General features: G+C 73.9%; 7 protein-coding genes. 4 read left to right on the top strand and 3 right to left on the bottom strand.

Features of this window, described 5'->3' with window-relative positions; genetic code table 11:
• Positions 1–146 precede the first annotated feature (146 nt).
• Positions 147–1,493 carry a helix-turn-helix domain-containing protein gene (locus tag AC0VYN_RS22065; RefSeq protein ID WP_475532360.1) on the bottom strand — a complete coding sequence of 449 codons (1,347 nt, stop codon included), beginning with the start codon at positions 1,491–1,493 and terminating at the stop codon, positions 147–149.
• 689 nt (positions 1,494–2,182) lie between these two features.
• Between AC0VYN_RS22065 and AC0VYN_RS22060 the strand changes: the two genes are divergently transcribed.
• On the top strand, positions 2,183–2,863 hold the full coding sequence (locus AC0VYN_RS22060) for a PAS domain-containing protein (RefSeq protein ID WP_475532359.1): 681 nt from the start codon (positions 2,183–2,185) through the stop codon (positions 2,861–2,863).
• 100 nt (positions 2,864–2,963) lie between these two features.
• Here AC0VYN_RS22060 and AC0VYN_RS22055 read toward each other — a convergent pair whose 3' ends face one another.
• Positions 2,964–3,482, bottom strand: coding sequence for an RNA polymerase sigma factor (locus tag AC0VYN_RS22055; RefSeq protein ID WP_475532358.1), 519 nt, complete (start codon positions 3,480–3,482; stop codon positions 2,964–2,966).
• 62 nt (positions 3,483–3,544) lie between these two features.
• Positions 3,545–4,852, bottom strand: a complete 1,308-nt coding sequence (locus tag AC0VYN_RS22050; protein ID WP_475532357.1) for a phthiocerol/phthiodiolone dimycocerosyl transferase family protein — start codon at positions 4,850–4,852, stop codon at positions 3,545–3,547.
• A gap of 474 nt (positions 4,853–5,326) precedes the next feature.
• On the opposite strand from AC0VYN_RS22050, the gene AC0VYN_RS22045 reads away from it, so the two are divergent.
• Genes AC0VYN_RS22045 through ccrA form a run of 3 tightly spaced genes read left to right on the top strand, consistent with a single transcriptional unit; the run spans position 5,327 to position 19,104 of the window.
• Positions 5,327–13,969 (top strand): amino acid adenylation domain-containing protein, encoded by an 8,643-nt coding sequence (locus AC0VYN_RS22045; protein WP_475532356.1) that lies wholly within the window; start codon positions 5,327–5,329, stop codon positions 13,967–13,969.
• Positions 13,962–17,909 (top strand): type I polyketide synthase, encoded by a 3,948-nt coding sequence (locus tag AC0VYN_RS22040; RefSeq protein WP_475532355.1) that lies wholly within the window; start codon positions 13,962–13,964, stop codon positions 17,907–17,909. Before AC0VYN_RS22045 ends, AC0VYN_RS22040 begins: the two co-directional genes overlap by 8 nt.
• On the top strand, positions 17,875–19,104 hold the full coding sequence (ccrA, locus tag AC0VYN_RS22035) for a crotonyl-CoA carboxylase/reductase (RefSeq protein ID WP_475532354.1): 1,230 nt from the start codon (positions 17,875–17,877) through the stop codon (positions 19,102–19,104). The genes AC0VYN_RS22040 and ccrA overlap by 35 nt, the downstream gene beginning before the upstream one ends.
• Positions 19,105–19,123 lie beyond the last annotated feature (19 nt).

Genomic DNA, 19,123 nt, shown 5'->3' with positions numbered 1-19,123 from the left:
CGCGCGATCCGCTGGAGGCTGAGCGCTCACCCGCACGCCTGCGGTCCCGTCGTACCCGCGCCCGCGCGTGGGCGGCTCTCCGGCCGGTCAGTGCCCGCTCGGCGCGAGGCCCAGGTTCTTGGTGCCGGTGGGCCATCGCGCCGTCGTCACGGCTTCCCTCTGCTCTCTGCGAGGCCGTCCGCCCCGCCGGCGCGAGTGCCCAGCCGGCGGACGGACCGCGGTCCGCCCGACCGGCCGGGGCGAGTTTGGCCGGGGGCCGCCCCGGAGGGGTGGATGCGGGCAGCCAGAGCGGTGGCCAGCGCTTGCCACACGTCGGCGGCGAGGCCGACGTACCTGGACTGCGTGGCCTGTCGTGCGAGCTGTTGGAGCGCGGCGACGCCCTCCTCGACCCGGCCCGCGTGGATCGCCAGCCGGCCGTCGAGGACCGACAGCCGTACCCGGTCACGGTAGGGGAGACGCAGGCCCTCCTCGGACAGCACGGTCCGACTGAGCAGGGCGGCGTCCTCCAACCGGCCCTGTGCGAAGGCGAGATGAGCCTGGAGGGCGTGCAGTTCCTGGAGCTGCGCGGGCGTGCCGGTCAGATCGAGGACGGAGGCGGCCTCCGTCAGCCACTCCTCCGCGGCGGCCACCCGAGGCGGTGACATCTGCAGGGCCGCAGCGGCGGCGGCGGTTCGCAGCCGGGCCCACGCGGTCAGGTCCTCCCGTCCGCCTTTGAGTAGACCCAGGGCCTTGTTCAGCCGGGCCATGGCGGCCGCGTCGTCGCCCTTGCGGCTGCTGACCACGGCGGCCGTCCACAGGGCCTCGGCTGCCTGTACGGCAGAGGCCCCGGGCAGCAGATCGCGGTCCAACTCTTCGACGTGCTGCGAGGCCGCCTCCCACCGGCCGAGTTCCGTCTCACTGTTGATCAGCTCCAGCAGGGCGGCCAGGGTGTCGGGCACGCACAGGTGCGCGGTGCGGGCGAGGGAGAGCGCCTCCGTCGCCGCCGATTCCGCCGTGTCCAGGTCGCCGATGGCCCGTGTGCAGCGCGCGTAGCGGACGAGCGAGCGGGTGTGGAGGTCGGGGGCGCCCAACGAGCGGCTCAGCGCCAGGAGTTCCAGCAGGCGTGTGCGCTCCGATTGGTGGTCGCCGTCGCGATCGGCGGCTTGGCTGAGCAGCCACAGGGCCTGCCAGCGGGCGGCGGGGTCCTCGCCGGGGTCGTCCTCGACCGCGCGGCTGAGCGCCGCGGTGCTGTCCGTCCCGGGCGGCGCCGAGGCCACGGCGGCCAGCACTCCGCTCAGGGACCTGTCGTCCTGCGGGCCGGTCAGGGCCGAAGCGTCGACGCCGAGTCGCTGGGCGAGGTAGGCCACGGTGCGCTCGGTGGGTCGCCGGTCGCCGGACTCCAGGCGTGACAGGTGTCCCGTCGACATGCCGTCGCCGACGACGTCGGCCTGGCTCAGGCCGCGTGCGGTCCGGAGTCTTTTGAGTCGACGGCCGAACTGCGGCTGGTCGAGCATCTCCCTCCTCGGGTCAGGTGGCCCGGTCGGCGCGGTATCCATGGTTCCGCTTGCCCGATCGGGCAGGTGAGTTGCCAGCACTTTAAGGAGCGCGGCAAGGGGCGACAAGCCGTTTGGCGTGGCGGGTAAGCGCATTCCAGTGGGCAGCGTCCCGGGCCGGCGGGATTGTTGGTGAGGGGGGTTCGCGGGGCCCGAACTGGGCCCATTCGCACGCGAGTTGACGCGTTGCCCAGGTCACCTGGCAAACTCTTGTCTCAAGGGTTGTCTCCCCTTAGCCTCGAAGGAGGCTTCCCCCAAGCGATCCCCTCTTCGTCTCGTGGAGGTTCTCGTGCTCCCCTTGGCCGAACGCGCTTCTCGTCTCGGCAGGGCTTACGTGTCGCCCGCCCGGCCCTTGGGCGGCCCGTCGACGGGACCGCACCCCGGGCTCGAACAGCAGTGATGACAACGTTGCCCAGCAGACCCGGATGACGGTCGCCTCGGCACCGCTCTTTCCGCTCGCCTGACCCGATCCCGGCTCCATGGCCCGCCGCCGGCCGGGAACGACGCGGAACTCCGGCCCCGGCCACCGAAGAGGTGGCGCGTGCCGTCACCGGGCGCTCGTCGACACCCAGGTACAGCGCATCGGTCCGCTCCGCGTCCGTGACACCCTTCCCAGCCCCCCCACGTGCAGGAAGAAGGACGGTACGTCCGTGGCCACCACGAGTTTCCCCGACGCCTCGCCCAGCAAGAAGAAGACCGCAGCCACAGCTGTTCCCGCCCGCCGCGACCTGATCGCCGCGCAGGACCACGTGACCCCGGCGGCCACCTGTACGGCCCACCTCTCCCCGCGGGACCTCGCGGTCACGGCCGCGGAACCCGAATTCGCCCGCCATTTCGGCCTGAGTGCCGAAGAGATCTGCGGACGGGGGCTCCTCGAACTGTTCCGTTCCCCGACCCCGGGCCATTTGCGGGAACAATGTGCCGCGCTCTCCTCGGGGCGTAGCCGGAGATTCAAGCAGAAGGTGACGGGCCGGGACGGTGACGGTAGTAGTTTCCATGCCGATATCACCGCCATCGCCGTCAGGCAGCCCTCTGGTGAGATGGTCGGTGTCGTCGTCCTCCTGCGCCGGACGGCGGAAGCGGTCACCGGCGGGCCCGTGCTCAGCGCCCTCGACGCGCAGGTTCTGGAGGGTGTGGCGAGTGGCGATTCCACGGTGCAGTTGGCCTCCCGTCTGTATCTGAGCCGCCAGGGCATCGAGTACCGCGTCGGACAGATGCTGCGTCGTTTCGACGCGCCCAACCGGCCCGCCCTCGTGGCGCGGGCACACGCCCTCGGGATGTTCGCCGCGGGGCAGTGGCCCCCGCGTGTCCTTCCGGAATGCGTGCGGTAGTGCGGAACGGGGCCTGCCGGGCCCCGCGCGGCGGCCGTGGCGGAAACACCGCCACGGCCGCCGTCGTGACGGCCCGGCCCCCGCAGTGGCCGGACCGGCCTCACGCTGCCGAGGGCTGCCAGGCTTCCTGGAACCGGCGGCGGGCACGGAAGAGACGGGAACGGACGGTGCCCACGGGCAGGGCGAGCACCTCGGCCATCTCCTCCTCGTTGAGCCCGTAGGCACGCAGGGTGAGGACCTGCCGGTGCGCCTGCGACAGGCGTTCCAGCACGTCGCTGATGTACACCGCGTCCATGGGATTGGTCTCCTGCTGAGATTCCACCTCGGAGCACCAGCTCTCCGTGCCGTAGCGCTTGGCGGTGCGGACGGCCTCCCGGACCGACACGGAGCGCACCCAGCCGTAGAACGCCGCCGGTTCGCGCAGGGATCCCAGGCCGCGGTAGACGGCGAGCAGTGCCTCCTGCGTGGCGTCGGCGCCGTCGTCGTGGGCGATGGACCGGCAGATACGCGCCACGAAGGGCGTGATGGCGGTCAGCAGGTGGTTCATCGCGTGCTCGTCGCCCGACTGGGCTCGGGGGAGCAGCGTGAGGGGGGAGGGGAGTTCGCTGACGGTCTTCATGACGGACACAGGTTCCTTACGGCCGGGCGGGCGAGGTCGGAAGGGGCGAACGCGCGGCGTACTCAGCCGGTGGCGGCCAGGGCGTGCCCGGTCTCGGACGCATCCGTGAACGCCAGGAGTCCGGCGCGCACGTCGTCGCGGAATGCCCTCATGAAGTCAGGGCTGTAGCAGGCGGTGAAGTGCGGGAACTCGATACTGAGCCGGCCCTCGAAGGAGACGACGCAGGCCATGACGGGGCTGCGACCGGCCTGCGGGAAGTAGTGCTCGCGGCCTGGGACCAGCCGTACGTCGACGGCCCGCAGCCCGCCGGGCAGGCGCGGGCCCGGGACCACGCCCATGTTGGTGGCGATCACCGTGGCCAGTTGCAGGGCGGGGTTGCGGCGGATCTCCGGCGTGATGCGCATCTCGTGCACGTGGTCGCCTCGGGAGAGGAAGTCGCTGAGACGGGCGTGCACGGCACGGGCCACCTCCAACGGCTCGGAGTTCGCGGACACCTGAAGGGTCTGCAGGTGGGTGGTGACCGCGGGGACCGGGGCGGAGGCGGGCAGCGGCGGGGACAGCCGCGAGCGCAGGTCGACGGGGGAGAGACAGCCGAGCGTGCGGGCTCCGTCGTCCCCCGGCAGCCGCCGTCTCGCCGTCACCAGAAGGGTCGCGGAGATCAGAGCGTGCACCGAAACGCCCGAGGCGCGCGCCGTCCGGCGCAGCCGTGAGGTGAGGTCCGCGTCCAGGGTCATCCTGCGGACCTCGATGTGCCCGCCGGCGTCGGTCCCCTCGCCGGGGGCGGCGTCGTAGGGGACCAGTTCGACCGGGTGGCGCCGTATCTCCTCCAGGCGGCCGTCCAGGTACTTCGCCGTGTCGGCGTCGTCGACGGCAGGCAGCAGCCGGCTCACCGGCTCCGGCCAGCGGGGGCCCTCCGGATCGGCGCTCTCGCCGGTGCCCCCCTCGACCAACTGCCGGTAGCGGTCCCACAGGGCGTTGTGCAGCGCGATGCTGCTGTGGCCGTCGGTGATGGTGTGGTCGATCACCAGCACGAAGAGGTGGCGGTCCCCGCCCGGTGCGCTGACCAGGACGGCGCGGCTGAGGGGACCTCCGAGCGGCAGTGGCCTGTTCAGCTCCGCCGCGTAGGCCTCGGCCCCGTCGCCGGTCCGGGTGATCAGCCGGGGCCGCTCGTCGGCATCGAGGACGCGCAACAGGTGCCCCGCCCCGTCCTGTCCGATGCGGGAGCGCAGTGGCGGGTTCGCCTCGGCCGTGGCGTCGAACGCGGCCGACAGTGCCGCGACGTCCACCGGTCCACGCAGGGTGCAGGACAGCACGGCCCTGCTTCTCTGGCCCACGTAGAGCGTCTCGACCGGACACAGCGCACGGTGCATGCCGTCAGCCTTCTTTCCGTCGTTCGTTCCGGAAGTCCACGGCCCCGGGACGGGTCTGCCACCGCGGTGGTCCGCGGGGAGGTCGGGGGCTTTTCGAGGGTGCACGGCGGAGCACGGCGGAATCCAGCCCAGAGGCCCCCGGGCGGAGAAGTCGCGTGAATTCCCTAGAAGTTGAACAGCGGTCCGCACTCCCTGGCCCGGCGGATTTCAGGGAAATCCCTGAATCGCCGGCCGGCGGGCCGGTTCGCCTTGACCCGGCCCGTGCGGGTGCCTCACCGTGCTGTGACGTGAAACCGGGGCAGACGGCGTGATCGCCCTGACCCCGGGTGTCGCGGCCTTTGCATCCCCCTGTGGGCCGCGCCCGGTGTGCGGCCGTACGCCGCGCGTGGGCGGCACGGGGGTGGCCGCACCCGTCCGATCCGGCCGGGCCTCGCCGTCCGGGACATCTTCGGTTTGCCACGTGAGGTTTGCGCTATGTCACTCCAGGACGACGCACGTCGACCGCTGTCCGGAGCCCAGGAGGGCCTCTGGTACGCCGGACGGCTCGCACCGGACAGCGCCGCGTACAACACCGCGGAGGCCGTGGAGATCCACGGACCCCTCGACAGCACCCTGTTCGAGACCGCGTTGCGGCGCGTCGTGGCCGAGGCCGACACCTTCGCCCTGCGGTTCGCCGACACCGACGAGGGTCCGCGCTGCCACCCTGCTCCGGACGCGGACGACTGGAGTCTGAACCGGGCCGACGTCAGCGGTGCCGCCGATCCGGAGGCCACCGCATGGGAGTACGTCCGCGCCGACCTCGCGACCCCGGTGGACCCGGAGAAGGGTCCCCTGTTCGCGCACACCCTGCTCACCCTCGCCGAGGACCGGCACCTGTGGCTGCTGAGGGCCCATCACCTGCTCCTGGACGGCTACAGCTACAAGCTCCTCGGGCGCCGCCTGGCCGAGACGTACAACGCGCTGGCCGAGGACCGCGAACCGGAGCCGTGCGCCTTCGCGCCGGTGCGCCGGCTCCAGGAGGAGGAGGCGGTCTACCTCGCCTCCGAGCGCTTTGCCCGCGACCGTGACCACTGGGCGCAGCGTCTGGCCGGCCTGCCCGAACCCGCCCGGCTCACTGCCCGCACGGCGCCGCCCGCCGCGCCCTTCCTGCGCCGCACCGCCGAACTGACGCCCGCCGAGACCGATGCCCTGGACACCGCGGCCGCCCGCCTCGGTGTCCGGCGCACCGACCTGCTGACCGCCGCGACCGCCGTCTACCTGCACCGGATGACCGGCGCCCACGACCTGGTGCTGGGCATGGCCACGATGAGCCGGCTGGGCAGCGCCGCCCTGCGCACCCCCGGCACCGCCTCGGACGTCCTGCCGCTGCGCGTGGCCGCCGCCCCCGCGACGAGCGTCGCGGAACTCGCCCGGGCCGTCGCCGGCGAACTGCAGGCCCTGCGCCGCCACCAGCGCTACCGCGGCGAGTTCCTCCGCCGCGACCTGGGCCTGCTGGGCACCGGACGTCGACTGTACGGGCCGGTGCTGAACATCGTGCCGTTCGACGAGTCCCCGGTCTTCGGCGGTCACCCCACCACCTGGCACCACCTGTCCGGCGGGGCCGTCGACGACTTGCAGATCTCGGTGCGTCCCGGACAGCGCGGCGGCGGACTGTGGCTGGCCCTCGACGCCAACCCCGCCCTGTACGGCGAGGACGAACTCGCGTTGCACCGCGACCGGTTCTGCACGCTGCTGCGCCTGCTGGCCGAGACCGGCCCGGCGACGCCGCTGGGTGACCTGGACATCCTGCTGCCGGGCGAACACCCCCGCGACACACCCGCGCACACGTATCCGGTCGGGCGGACCCTGACGCAGCTGTTCGAGGAGCGGGCCGCGGCCGGGCCCGAGCGCACGGCCGTCAGCCACGGGGACGAGCGGCTCACCTACGCCGGTCTCAACGCCGAGGCAAACCGGATCGCCCGGCTGCTGACCGAGCACGGCGCGGGCCCCGGCCGGGTCGTGGCGCTCGCCCTTGAGCGCGGCATCCGGCTGCTGCCCGCCCTGCTGGCCGTCCTGAAGACCGGCGCCGCCTACCTGCCCCTGGACCCGGGTCAGCCGGCCGGGCGGCTGCGGTTGGTCGTCGAGGACGCGGCCCCCGTCGTCCTCGTCACCGAACACGCCCACGCCCACCTCGCCCAGGACGCCGTCCCCACCCTGCTGCTGGACGACCCCCAGGTGGCCGCAGATCTCGCCCGCCGCTCCGGCACCGACCTGACCGACACCGAACGGCACGGCCCGCTCAGCCCGTCCGACACCGCGTACATCATCCACACCTCCGGCTCCACCGGCCGCCCCAAGGGCGTACCCGTGCCGCACGCCAACGTCGTACGCCTCTTCGCCGCCGCGGCCGAGCACTTCGACTTCCGGGCCGACGACGTGTGGACGCTGTTCCACTCCTACGCCTTCGACTTCTCCGTGTGGGAGATCTGGGGCGCCCTGCTGCACGGTGGCCGGATCGTCGTCGTGCCCTACGCCGTCAGCCGCGCGCCGCGCGACTTCCTCGACCTGCTGCACCGCGAGGGCGTGACCGTCCTCAACCAGACACCGTCCGCGTTCGAGCAGCTCATCGACGTCGACCTCGAACACGGCCGCGGCAGTGGGGCGTTGCGCTATGTCATCTTCGGCGGGGAGGCCCTGCGCCCGGCGCGGCTGCGCCCCTGGGCCGACCGGCACGGCCTCGACCGACCGGCTCTGGTGAACATGTACGGCATCACCGAGACCACCGTGCACGTCACCCACCACCGCCTCACCGAAGCCGACCTGGACGACCCGCGCCGCGTCAGCGTCATCGGCCGACCGCTCGCCGACCTGCGGGTGTACCTGCTGGACCCCGAGGGACGGCCGGTACCGCCCGGCGCGACAGGGGAGATGTACGTCTCCGGTGCCGGCGTCGCCCCCGGCTACCTCAACCGCCCCGAGCAGACCGCGGAACGTTTCCTCGACGACCCCTACGGCCCGCCCGGCACCCGCATGTACCGCTCGGGCGACCTGGCCCGGCGCCGTCCCGACGGCACCCTCGACTACGTCGGCCGCGCCGACGCCCAGATACAGCTGCGCGGCTTCCGCGTCGAGCCCGGCGAGATCGAGGCCGTCCTCACCGCCCACCCGGGCGTCGCCCGCGCCGCCGTCGTGCCCCGCCGCACCGGCAACGGCGCCCTGCACCTCATCGCCTACACCGTCCCCTCCGGTGACACCCCTGCGGACCCCGCCGACCTGCGCACCCACGCGGCCACGCACCTGCCCGAGCACATGGTCCCGGCCGCCTGCGTCCCCGTGGACGCCCTGCCGCTGACCGCGAACGGCAAACTCGACGTGCAGACCCTGCCCGATCCCGACTTCACCGCCGCCGCGTCCGGCACCCGGCCGGCGACTGCGCACCAGCGCCTGGTGTGCGCCCTGTTCGAGGACGTGCTGGACCTGCCACGCGAGTCCGTGGGCGTGGACGCCCGCTTCTTCGACCTGGGCGGCGACTCCCTGCTCGCCACCCGGCTGCTGGCCCGGCTGCGGCAGCGGACCGGTGCGGAGATCTCCATCACCGCCCTGTTCGAGGAGCCGACCCCGGCGGCGCTCGCCGAACGGCTCGCCGCGGGCACGCAGGGCGCCCCGGCCCGGCCCGTCCTCGGCGCCGTCGTTCGCCCGCAGCGGGTGCCGCTGTCCTTCGCCCAGGAACGCATGTGGTTCCTGAACCGGCTCGACGAGGGCGCGGCCACGTACCACATCCCGCTCCTGGTTCCCGTCGGATCCGACCTGGACACCGGGGCGCTCCAGGCCGCGCTCGGGGACCTGGCCGACCGGCACGAGAGCCTGCGCACGGTGATCGCCGAACAGGACGGGACGGCCTCCCAGCGCATCCTGGCGCCCGGAGAGCTGCGCACGGTGCTGCGGCGCGTCGACTGCCCCGCCGCGGAGATCGCCGCCCACGTCCGTGCCGCCTCGCGCCGTCCCTTCGACCTGACGGCGGAAAGCCCCCTGGCGGCCTGGCTGTTGGGCACCGGCAGCGACCGGGTCCTGCTGTTCGTACTGCACCACAGCGCCGCCGATGGCTGGTCGCTCGCCCCCTTCGCCTCCGACCTGTCCGTCGCCTACGCCGCCCGCCGGGCGGGCCGGGCACCGGAGTGGCCCCCGCTGACGGTCCAGTACGCCGACTACGCGCTGTGGCAGCGCGCCCTGCTCGCGTCCGGTCCGGACAGTCCCGGCCGCCTGGAGCGGCTCACCACCCACTGGCGCGGCGCGCTGGACGGTCTGCCCGAGGAGTGCACCCTGCCCGGTGACCGGCCCCGGCCCAGCGCACCGCGGGGCGCGGGCGCGCACGTCGAAGTCGCCGTCGACGCCGACCTGCACCGTGCGCTGCTGCGTCTGGCCGACCGCGAGGGCGCCAGCCTGTTCATGGTGCTGCACGCCGCCGTCAGTGCCCTGCTCACCCGCTGCGGCGCCGGCGAGGACATCGTCCTCGGCACCCCCGTCGCCGGTCGCACCGAACCCGGCCTCGACCCCCTGATCGGCCTGATCACCAACACCCTCGTACTGCGCGCCGACACCTCCGGCGACCCCGCCTTCCTCGACCTCCTCGCCCGGCTGCGCACCGCCGACCTGGCCGCCCTGGACCACCAGGACCTGCCCTTCGACCGGCTGGTGGAGGACCTCAACCCGCCCCGCACGCCCGGCCGGCACCCCCTGTTCCAGGTGATGCTGGCCCTGCAGAACAACGCACCCGCCGTCCTCGAACTCGACGGCACCCGCACCCGGTTGCGGCCCACCGCCACCGGCACCGCCAAGTTCGACCTGTTCGTCGACGTCCTTCAGCGCCACGATGCCGCGGGCGCCCCCGACGGCCTGACCCTGCAAGTCGAGTACGCCACCGACCTCTACGACGCCCGGACCGCCGAGGCGTTCACCCGGTCCCTGCACGACGTCCTGCGCACGGTGAGCACCGACCCCGCCGTCCACCTCGGGCAGCTGCCCGCGCTTCCCGAGCGCACCGCCGTCCCGGCCACGGTCGACACGGCCGAGCTCGCGGACGCGGCCCGGTCCGTGCCCGGCATCCGCGAGGCCCACGTGCTGCCCGGCCACGGCGACGCCCCCGCCCGCCTGTACGTGGTGACCGGGCGGTCCGACGCCGCCGAACGCGTCGAGGAGGTCCTGGCCCGCGCGGGCAACGGCACGGTTCGTGTCACGGCGGTGAACGCCCTGCCCCGGACCGAGGACGGCGGCGTCGACAGCGCGGCGCTGCGGGCCCTGCCCGCCGTCGACACGACCGCGGCCAGGACCTGGCGGCAGCGGCTGGCCGAGCTGCCCGGCGTCACAGCCGTCGACGTGGCGGTGGAGAACGCCCCCGAGGAACTGGAACACCGCCACACCGGTCTGCCCGACCGCCCCGCCCAGGCCGCCCCCACCACCCGCCCCGAGCCGGCCCGCGCCGTCCCCGCCGTCAGCGAGGGCCCCGCCCTGACCGAACCGTCCGTGCCGAGCTGGGCCGAGGCCCTGCGCCGTGCCGCCGCACGCGAGAAGGGCGACATCGTCCACGTCCACGACGACGGCAGCGAGCACCGGCGCACCTACGCATCCCTGATCCCCGAGGCATCCCGCGTCCTGGCCGGGCTGCGCCGGGCCGGCCTGCGCCCGGGCGACCGGGTCATCCTCCAGTGCGACGTCACCGAGGACTTCCTCGCCGTTCTGTGGGGCTGCGTCCTCGGCGGCTTCGTCGCCGTCCCGCTGACCGTCCCCGCCTCCTACGAGAGCCCCTCCGCGGCGCTGACCAAGCTGGAGGGCATCTGGCGGATGCTCGGCCGGCCCTGGATCGTCTGCTCCGCCGGGCGCGAGGCCGGGCTGCGTGCGGTCGCCGCCCGGCAGGACGGGCTTGGGCCGCGCGTCACCACGGCCGACGCCCTGCGCGCCGCGCCCGAGGACCACGACTGGTACCCCGCCCGGTCCGACGACCTGATGCTGATGCTGATGACGTCCGGCAGCACCGGCCTGCCCAAGGCGGTACGGCTCACCCACCGCAACGTGCTGACCCGCTCGGCGGCCACCGAGCAGCTCAACGGCCTCGGCGCCGACGACGTCTCCCTGAACTGGATCCCGCTCGACCACGTCACCGGCGTCGTCATGTTCCACCTGCGCGACGTGTACCTGGGCTGCCGCCAGATCCACGCCCCCACCCCCTGGATCCTGCAGGACCCGCTGCGCTGGATGGACCTCGCCGACCGGCATGGGGTCACCGTCACCTGGGCGCCCAACTTCGCCTTCGGGCTCCTGGCCGAACAGTCCCACCGCTTCACCGGCCGTGACTGGGACCTGTCGCCGATGCGGCTGGTGATGAACGCAGGCGAGGTCGTCGTCGCGTCCGCGGCCCGGGGCTTCCTGCACGCGCTGAGGCCCTTCGGCCTGCCGCAGGACGTGATGCATCCCGGCTGGGGCATGTCCGAGACCTGCTCGGTGGTCACCGACGCCGTCCTGCCCGCCGAACCGGTCCCGGGCGAGGGCACGTTCGTGAGCTGCGGCCGCCCCTACCCGGGCTTCGCCATGCGGGTCGTCGACGAACAGGGCGCTGTCCTGCCCGAGGGCGAGGCGGGCCGCTTCCAGGTCCGCGGCACCTCGGTGACCGGCGGCTACCACGACAATCCGGCCGCCACCGCGGAGGCGTTCACCGACGACGGCTGGTTCGACACCGGCGACCTGGCGTTCCTGCGTGACGGAGAGCTCTACATCACCGGCCGTGCCAAGGACGTCATCATCGTCAACGGCGTCAACCACTACAGCCACGAGATCGAAGCCTGCGTGGAGGAACTCCCTCACGCGGAGCGGAGTTTCACCGCCGCGGTCGCGGTACGCACCGACCCCTCCTCGCCCACCGACGAACTCGCCCTGTTCCTGCACCTCACCCCCGAGGCCGGCGCCGACCCGGCCCGCGCCCTGCGTGAGATCGCCGGCAAGGTCACCCGGGAGATCGGCGTCAGCCCGGCCTTCCTCGTCCCGGTGGCGCGGGACGCCGTCCCCAAGACGGAGATCGGCAAGATCCAGCGCACCAAGCTGCGCAAGAGCTTCGAGGCGGGCGACTTCGACGACGAGGTGCGCCGCACCCAGGTGCTGCTGGGCACCGCGGCCACCGTCCCCGACTGGTTCCTGCGCCCGGTGTGGCAGCGGACGCAACGCCCCGACGCCCCCGCCGTGGCGCCGGGCCGGCACACCCTCGTCCTGGCGGGCGCCGACCCTCGGGTCGGCGCACTCGCCAAGCGGCTCGCCGACGCGCTGCGCTCGGCGGGCGGCCTGTGCACGGTGGTCGAGGAGGCGGCCGCGTACGAGCGGGTGGACGCCGCCCACTACCGGGTCCGGCCCTTGGAGACCGCCGACTACGTCGCATTGCTGGGCCAGTTGGCGGACGACGAGCGGCCCGTCGACGCCGTCCTGTACCTCGGCGGGCTCCGCGGCACCGGAGAGCCGCCGGTGGCGCCGGACGACACGACGGGCGTGGAGCGGCTGCTGGCGCTCGCCCGGGCCCTCGCCGGCCGGCCCGGCCCGCAGCGTCCCGTGGACCTGGTGTACGTCTCGGCGGGCGCCCAGGTCGTGCGCCCCGGTGACCGGCCCACACCGGCGCACGCCATGGCCGCGGCCCTGCTGAAGTCGCTGGCCGAGGAGTCCGCCGCGCTGCGGGCCCGCCACCTCGACCTGCCCGCCGACGACACCGCGGACCCGTTGACCGTCCTCGCGGCCGAGGCGGCGCACACCGTCGACGGCGCGGACGTCGCCCACCGCGACGGACACCGCTACGTACGCCGCCTCGCCCCCCTGCCCGAAAACCCCTCCCGCGCCGAACCCCCCGCGCACGGTGGCTTCACCCTGATCACCGGCGGCCTCGGCGGTGTCGGGGTCGAGATCGCCGCCCACCTGCTGCGCACCCCCGGCACCCGGCTGCTCGTCCTCGGCCGCACCCCCGAAGACGAGGCCCGCGCCCTGCCGGGGCTGCGTGGGCGGGGAGAGGTCCGCTACGCCCGCGCCGACGTCACCGACGAACACCAGGTGCGGGCCGCCGTCGAGGCCGCCGCCGAGACCTGGGGCGTGCCCTTGACGTCAGTGCTGCATCTGGCGGGCACGCTCGTGGAACGCCCCGTGGGCGACCTGGACACCACCACCTGGCGCCGGGCGCTGGAGGCGAAGGTGCGCGGCGCGTGGACGCTGCACCGGCTCACCGCCGACCACCCGCACGTCTCGTTCGTCACCTTCTCCACGGTCAACGGCTTCTTCGGCGGCGCCATGAACGCCGCCTACGCCGCCGCCAACGCCTACCTGGACGCCCTCGCCGAGTACCGCCGCAGCCTCGACCTGCCCGCGCAGTCGCTGGCCTGGAGCATGTGGCGCAACCGTGGCCTGAGCCGCGGCTACGGTCTCACCGCCCTCACCGAGGCCCGGGGCTACCGGCTGCTCGACCCGCCCGCCGCGCTGCGCTCGTTCGACTTCGCCCGCACCCTGGACGAACCGCACCTGCTGATCGGCGCCGACCGCACCGCCCCCTGGGTGGGCAGCCACGTCGTGGCACCCGCGCGCCAGACCCGGCGCCTGGCCGCCCGCGTCGGCCTGGAGGACGGCACCGACCTGGGAGCCCTGTACCGCGCCGCGGCGGCCGGCGCCCGGGCGGCCGGCCTGTCCGACGACGCGTGGACGCTTGCCTCGGCGGGCACCGGCGCCCGCCCGAACGAGCCCGAGACGGAAGAAGACCTGCGGCGCCTGGAGGGCCGGCTCGCCCAGGTGTGGCGCGAGGTCCTGGACCGCGACCGGGTGGGCCTGGACGACAACTTCTTCGACCTGGGCGGCAACTCGCTGCTCCTGGTCACCGCGCAGAGCGCCGTCAACCGCGCCATCGGCAGCGAGCTGTCCGTCGTCGACCTCTTCGCACACCCCACAGTCCGGGACCTGGCCCGCCACCTGTCGGCCACCAGTGCGGGCCCGGTGGCCGAGGTCGAAGCGGCCTCCCGGCCGGAGAGCGGCGACGGCCTGGACCGCGCCAGGGAAAAGGCCCGCCGGCAACGCGCGGCCCGCGCCCGCCGCTCCGCCCGTCAGGGCAAGGACCGCGGCCATGTCTGAGCGGACCGACCGCACTGCGCACACCACCGAACCGGGAGAGGACGAGGCACAGGCCGTGCACAACACCACCGCACCCCACGACGACGACCTGCCCGCCGTCGCCGTCATCGGCATGGCGGGCCGCTTCCCCGGCGCCGACGATCTCGACGCCTTCTGGGACAACCTCGCGGCCGGCCGGGAGTCCGTACGGCCCGTCACCGACGAGGAGTTCCTCGCCGCCGGCGGCGACCCGCGAGACCTCGACGACCCGGCCCTGATCCGCATGGCGTCGGTGGTCGAGGGCATCGACCGCTTCGACTCCGGCTTCTTCGGCTACAGCCCCGCCGAGGCCGCCGTCGTCGACCCCCAGCAGCGGCTGCTGCTGGAGACGGCCTACCACGCCCTGGAGGACGCCGGCTGCCTCGGCGGCGACCGTGCGGGGGAGGCGTTCGCCGTGTACGCGGGGGCCGGCGACAGCCGCTACTACCCCGCCCACGTCCACCCCCGCTACGCCGGACAGCCCGGCTCGGTGGCGCTCGTCCACGCCGCCACCGCCAACTCCCTCGGCACGCTCGCCACTCGCGTGTCCTACGAACTGGGCCTCACCGGGCCCAGCGTGTCCCTGCAGACCGCCTGCTCCACCGCGCTGGTCGCCGTGCACACCGCCTGCCAGGACCTGCTCGACCACCGCTGCGACACCGCGCTCGCCGCCGCCGTTTCCCTCAACCCCTCCGCAGTACTGGGCTACCGCCACGTACCCGACGGGCCCTTCTCGCCCGACGGGCACTGCCGCGCCTTCGCCGCGGACGCCGCCGGCACCTCCTCCGGCGACGGTGTGGGCGCCGTCGTACTCAAGCGGCTCGAGGACGCCCTCGCCGACGGCGACCGCATCCGCGCCGTCATCCGCGGCAGCGCCGTCAACAACGACGGCCGGCGCAAGGTGGGCTTCAGCGCGCCCAGCGCCGCCGGACAGACCGAGGTCATCCTCGCCGCGCAGGCCCAGGCCGAGGTCGACGCCGCCACCATCGGCCTGATCGAGGCGCACGGCACCGCCACCAAACTCGGCGACCCCATCGAGGTGTCCGCCCTGACGGAAGCCTTCCGGCACAGCACGAATCGCACCGGGTTCTGCGCGCTCGGCTCGGTCAAGACCAACATCGGCCACCTAGGAGCCGCCGCCGGCATCGCCGGACTCATCAAGGCGGTCCTGGCCCTGGAGCACCGGCAGATCCCACCGAGCCTGCACTTCGACCGGCCCAACCCGCTCATCGACTTCGACGCGAACCCCTTCCGCGTGCCGACCGCGCTGGAGGAGTGGCCCGAGGGCGACCACCCCCGCCGGGCGGCCGTCAGCGCCTTCGGAATCGGCGGCACCAACGCCCACGTCATCCTGGAGGAAGCCCCCCGCACGCCCCCCGCCCCGCCCCGCCCGCCCCACGACGGCCGCCGCCTGGTGCTGCCGCTGTCCGCGCGCACCGCCGGCGCCCTGCGCGGCCAGGCCACCGCACTCGCCCGGCACCTCGAACGCCGGCCCGACCTGCGCCTGGACGACGTGGCCCACTCCCTGCGCACCGACCGGCCCGCACTGCGCCACCGGCTCACCGTCACGGCGGCCACCCGCGAGGAGGCCCTGGACGCACTGCGCTCCGCGACCCCGGCCATCCCTCCGCTCGCCGACGACCCGGCCCGCGTGGCGTTCCTGCTGCCCGGCGGCGGCACCCAGTACCCGGGCATGGGCAAGGAGCTGTACCGCGACCAGGCCGTCTACCGCGACACCCTCGACGAGTGCGCCCGCATCCTGCGGCCCGTCCTCGACGCCGACCTGCGCACCGCCCTCTTCGAGGAGCAACGGCCCGACGACACCTCCGCCTTCCTCGGGCTCGTCGTCACCGAGTACGCCCTGGCCCGTACGCTCATCGAGTCGGGCGTGCGCCCCGATGCGCTGATCGGCCACTCGCTCGGCGAGTACACGGCCGCCTGCCTGGCCGGCGTCATCGACCTCGCCGACATGCTGCCCCTGGTCACCGAACGCATCCGGCTCATCAGCTCCGCCGGCGGAGCCACCGTCGGCGTCGCCGCTCCGGCCGAACGGATCCGGCCGCTGCTCGACGCCGACCTGTCCCTCGCCGCTGTCAACGGCCCCACCGCCTGCACGGTCGCCGGACACCTCGGCGCCGTCACCCGCTTCGAGGCCGGACTCACCCGGCACGGCATCCCGTTCCGCCGCCTGCGCATCCCCGTCGCGGCCCACTCGCACGTCCTGGACCCGGTCCTGCCGGCCTACGAGACCCACCTGCGCCAGGTCACCCTGCGCCCGCCCCGCATCCCGTACGTCACCAACGTCACCGGCACCTGGGTCACCGACGCCCAGGCCACCTCCGTCCAGCACTGGCTCGCCCACACCCGCGACACCGTGCGGTTCGCCGACGGCATCACCGCCCTGTGGGAGCGGCTGCACCCCGTCCTCGTGGAGATCGGGCCGGGCGACACCCTGAGCAAGCTCGCCGCCGGCCGCCTCACCGACCGGACGCCGGTGACGGTGACCACCATGCGCCACGCCAAGGCCGAGGCGTCCGACGGTTTCGTCCTCGCCGAAGCGCTGGGACGGCTGTGGAGCGCGGGCGTGGACCGCGCGCTGCCCCCGGTGCCGGGCGCGCCCCGGCGGGTGCCGCTGCCCCCGTACGCCTTCGAGCGCCACCGTCACTGGATCGACGCGCCCGGCGCCCGGACGGAGCCCGCCCCCTCCGACGGCACCACGACGGCGGCAGGCCCCGGCCTCGCCCCCCGGCCCCGGCTGACGACCGAACACGTACCGCCCCGCGACGACCGCGAACGGGAGGTCACCCGGCTCTGGGAGGAGACCCTCGGCATCGGCGGCATCGGGGTGCACGACAACTTCTTCGACCTCGGTGGCGACTCGATGCGCGCCGTGCTGCTGGCGGGACGGCTGCGCCAGACCGGCGTCCTCCACGTCCCGGCGGCGACCCTGCTGGCCGCGCCCACCGTGGCCGGAGTCCTCGCCGCGGCCGGCCGGCCGGACGGGCCGACCCCGGAGATCACCTCTTCCGCGCTCGGCCCGCTGCTGCCGCTGCGTGCCGAGGGCAGCGCCGCCCCCCTGTTCTGCGTCCACCCCGGCGCGGGCGTCGCCTGGCGCTACACGGGCCTGCTGCCCCACCTCGGCGGCGACCAGCCCGTCTACGGCATCCAGGCCGCCGGCCTCGACGGCACCCGGCCGCCCGCCCCGGACGCCGCCGCCATGGTCACCCACTACCTCGACCTGGTACGCCGGGTGCAACCCCGCGGCCCCTACCGGCTGCTGGGCTGGTCCTACGGCGGATTCGTCGCCCACGCCATGGCCTGCGCCCTGCAACGCGACGGCGAGCGGGTCGAACTCCTCGCCATGCTCGACGCGCCCCAGCCGCACGGCACGGCACACGACGCCGACGCCACAGAACGTCAGGTCGCCGCCCTGCTGTCCAGGGTGGCCGGCCTCCCCGTCGACGCACAGGCCTCCGTGGAGGCGGTCCTGGACCAGATCGACGCCCGCGTCGCGGCCGACCCGGCGAGCGTCCCCGTCAGCGGCGCCGAGGCCGCCGCCATCGCCGCCGTCATGCGCAACAACCTGCGCATCGCGCCCCAATTCACCCCTGGCACCTACCGCGGTGACGTGCTGTTCTTCAGCGCCGCCGAGGAGCAGCACACCGAACACCCGGCGGATTTGGCGGTGCTGCCCGGCAAGGCCGACAGCTGGCGGCCCCACGTCGACGGAACCCTCCACGACCACCGCGTGCCCTGCGGCCACTACGAGATGACCGAACCCGAACCCATCGCCCGCATCGGCGAAGCGGTGACGAAGGCACTGCGCACCCTCGGCGACCGCGCCTGTACACCCCTTCCCCGTGAAACCCGCGACGAGGAGAACCAGCGTGCAAGCGACCCAGGACCTCTACGAACTCGGTGACGCCCCCGAGATGGGCACCGCCCCGAAGAAGATGTACGCCTCGCTCATCCGCCGTGAGCGCTACGGACAGCCCGTCGACGCCTTCCGTACCGAGGTGGTCGACGTGCCGCCCGTGGGGCGCGGCCAGGTCCTGGTGAAGGTGATGGCGGCCGGCATCAACTACAACAACGTCTGGGCGGCGCTCGGTTCGCCGCTCGACGTGATCGCCGCACGGCAGAAGGCGGGCGCCACCGAGGACTTCCACATCGGCGGCTCCGACCTGTCCGGGATCGTGTGGGCGGTCGGCGAGGACGTACGCGGGGTGGAGCTCGGCGACGAGGTCGTCGTCCTCGCCAACCGCTGGGACGAGAAGGCCGAGGACATCCGTCTCGGCGGCGACCCCACGTGGTCCGCCACCCAGCGGGTGTGGGGCTACGAGGAGAACTACGGCTCGTTCGCCCAGTTCGCCGTCGTCGACGACTACATGTGCCACCCCAAGCCCGCACGGCTGCCCTGGGCAGAGGCCGCCTGCTACATGGCGACCGCCGCCACCGCCTACCGCCAGCTCTTCGGCTGGCCGCCGCACACGGTCCGCCCCGGCGACCCGGTACTGATCTGGGGTGGCGCGGGCGGACTGGGCTGCATCGCCATCCAGCTCGTCCGGCACGTCGGCGGCATCCCCGTCGCGGTCGTCTCCAGCGAGGAACGGGGCGAGTTCTGCCTCAAGCTGGGCGCCGAGGGCTTCATCGACCGGCGGACGTTCGACCACTGGGGGAGGCTCCCGGACACCTCCGACGAAGCGGCGATGGCACGCTGGCTGTCGGGAGCCAGAGCCTTCGGACGGGCCTTCTGGGAGGTGCTGGGCGAACGCCGCAGCCCGCGCATCGTGCTGGAACACTCCGGCGCCGACACCATCCCCACCTCCCTGTACCTGTGCGACAACGGCGGCATGGTCGTGCTGTGCGGCGGCACCACCGGCTACAACGGCGACGTCGACCTGCGGTTCCTGTGGATGCGGCAGAAGCGGTTGCAGGGCTCGCACGTCGCCACGGCACGAGAAGCACGTGAGGTCACCCGGCTGATCGACCAGGGGATCATCGATCCGTGCCTGTCCCGGACCTTCGACTTCGACGAGATCGGCCTCGCCCACCAGCTCATCCACGACAACCGGCACCCGGCGGGCAACATGGCGGCCCGGGTGGGCGACCTGGGGTGATTCGCCCGCGGCCCGAGGG

Source organism: Streptomyces sp. 63XJN7_1_ISO-PGPR-S23-121 (genome assembly GCF_056173025.1).
The sequence above is the reverse complement of the archived record's forward strand: the minus strand, read 5'-3'. Positions and strand labels throughout refer to the sequence as shown.

What these genes read in the sequence shown, in the direction of transcription:
- AC0VYN_RS22065 (WP_475532360.1), bottom strand. Translation starts at nt 1,493, where the DNA reads ATGCTCGACCAGCCGCAGTTCGGCCGTCGACTCAAAAGACTCCGGACC.
- AC0VYN_RS22055 (WP_475532358.1), bottom strand. Translation starts at nt 3,482, where the DNA reads ATGAAGACCGTCAGCGAACTCCCCTCCCCCCTCACGCTGCTCCCCCGA.
- AC0VYN_RS22050 (WP_475532357.1), bottom strand. Translation starts at nt 4,852, where the DNA reads ATGCACCGTGCGCTGTGTCCGGTCGAGACGCTCTACGTGGGCCAGAGA.
- AC0VYN_RS22045 (WP_475532356.1), top strand. Translation starts at nt 5,327, where the DNA reads ATGTCACTCCAGGACGACGCACGTCGACCGCTGTCCGGAGCCCAGGAG.
- AC0VYN_RS22040 (WP_475532355.1), top strand. Translation starts at nt 13,962, where the DNA reads ATGTCTGAGCGGACCGACCGCACTGCGCACACCACCGAACCGGGAGAG.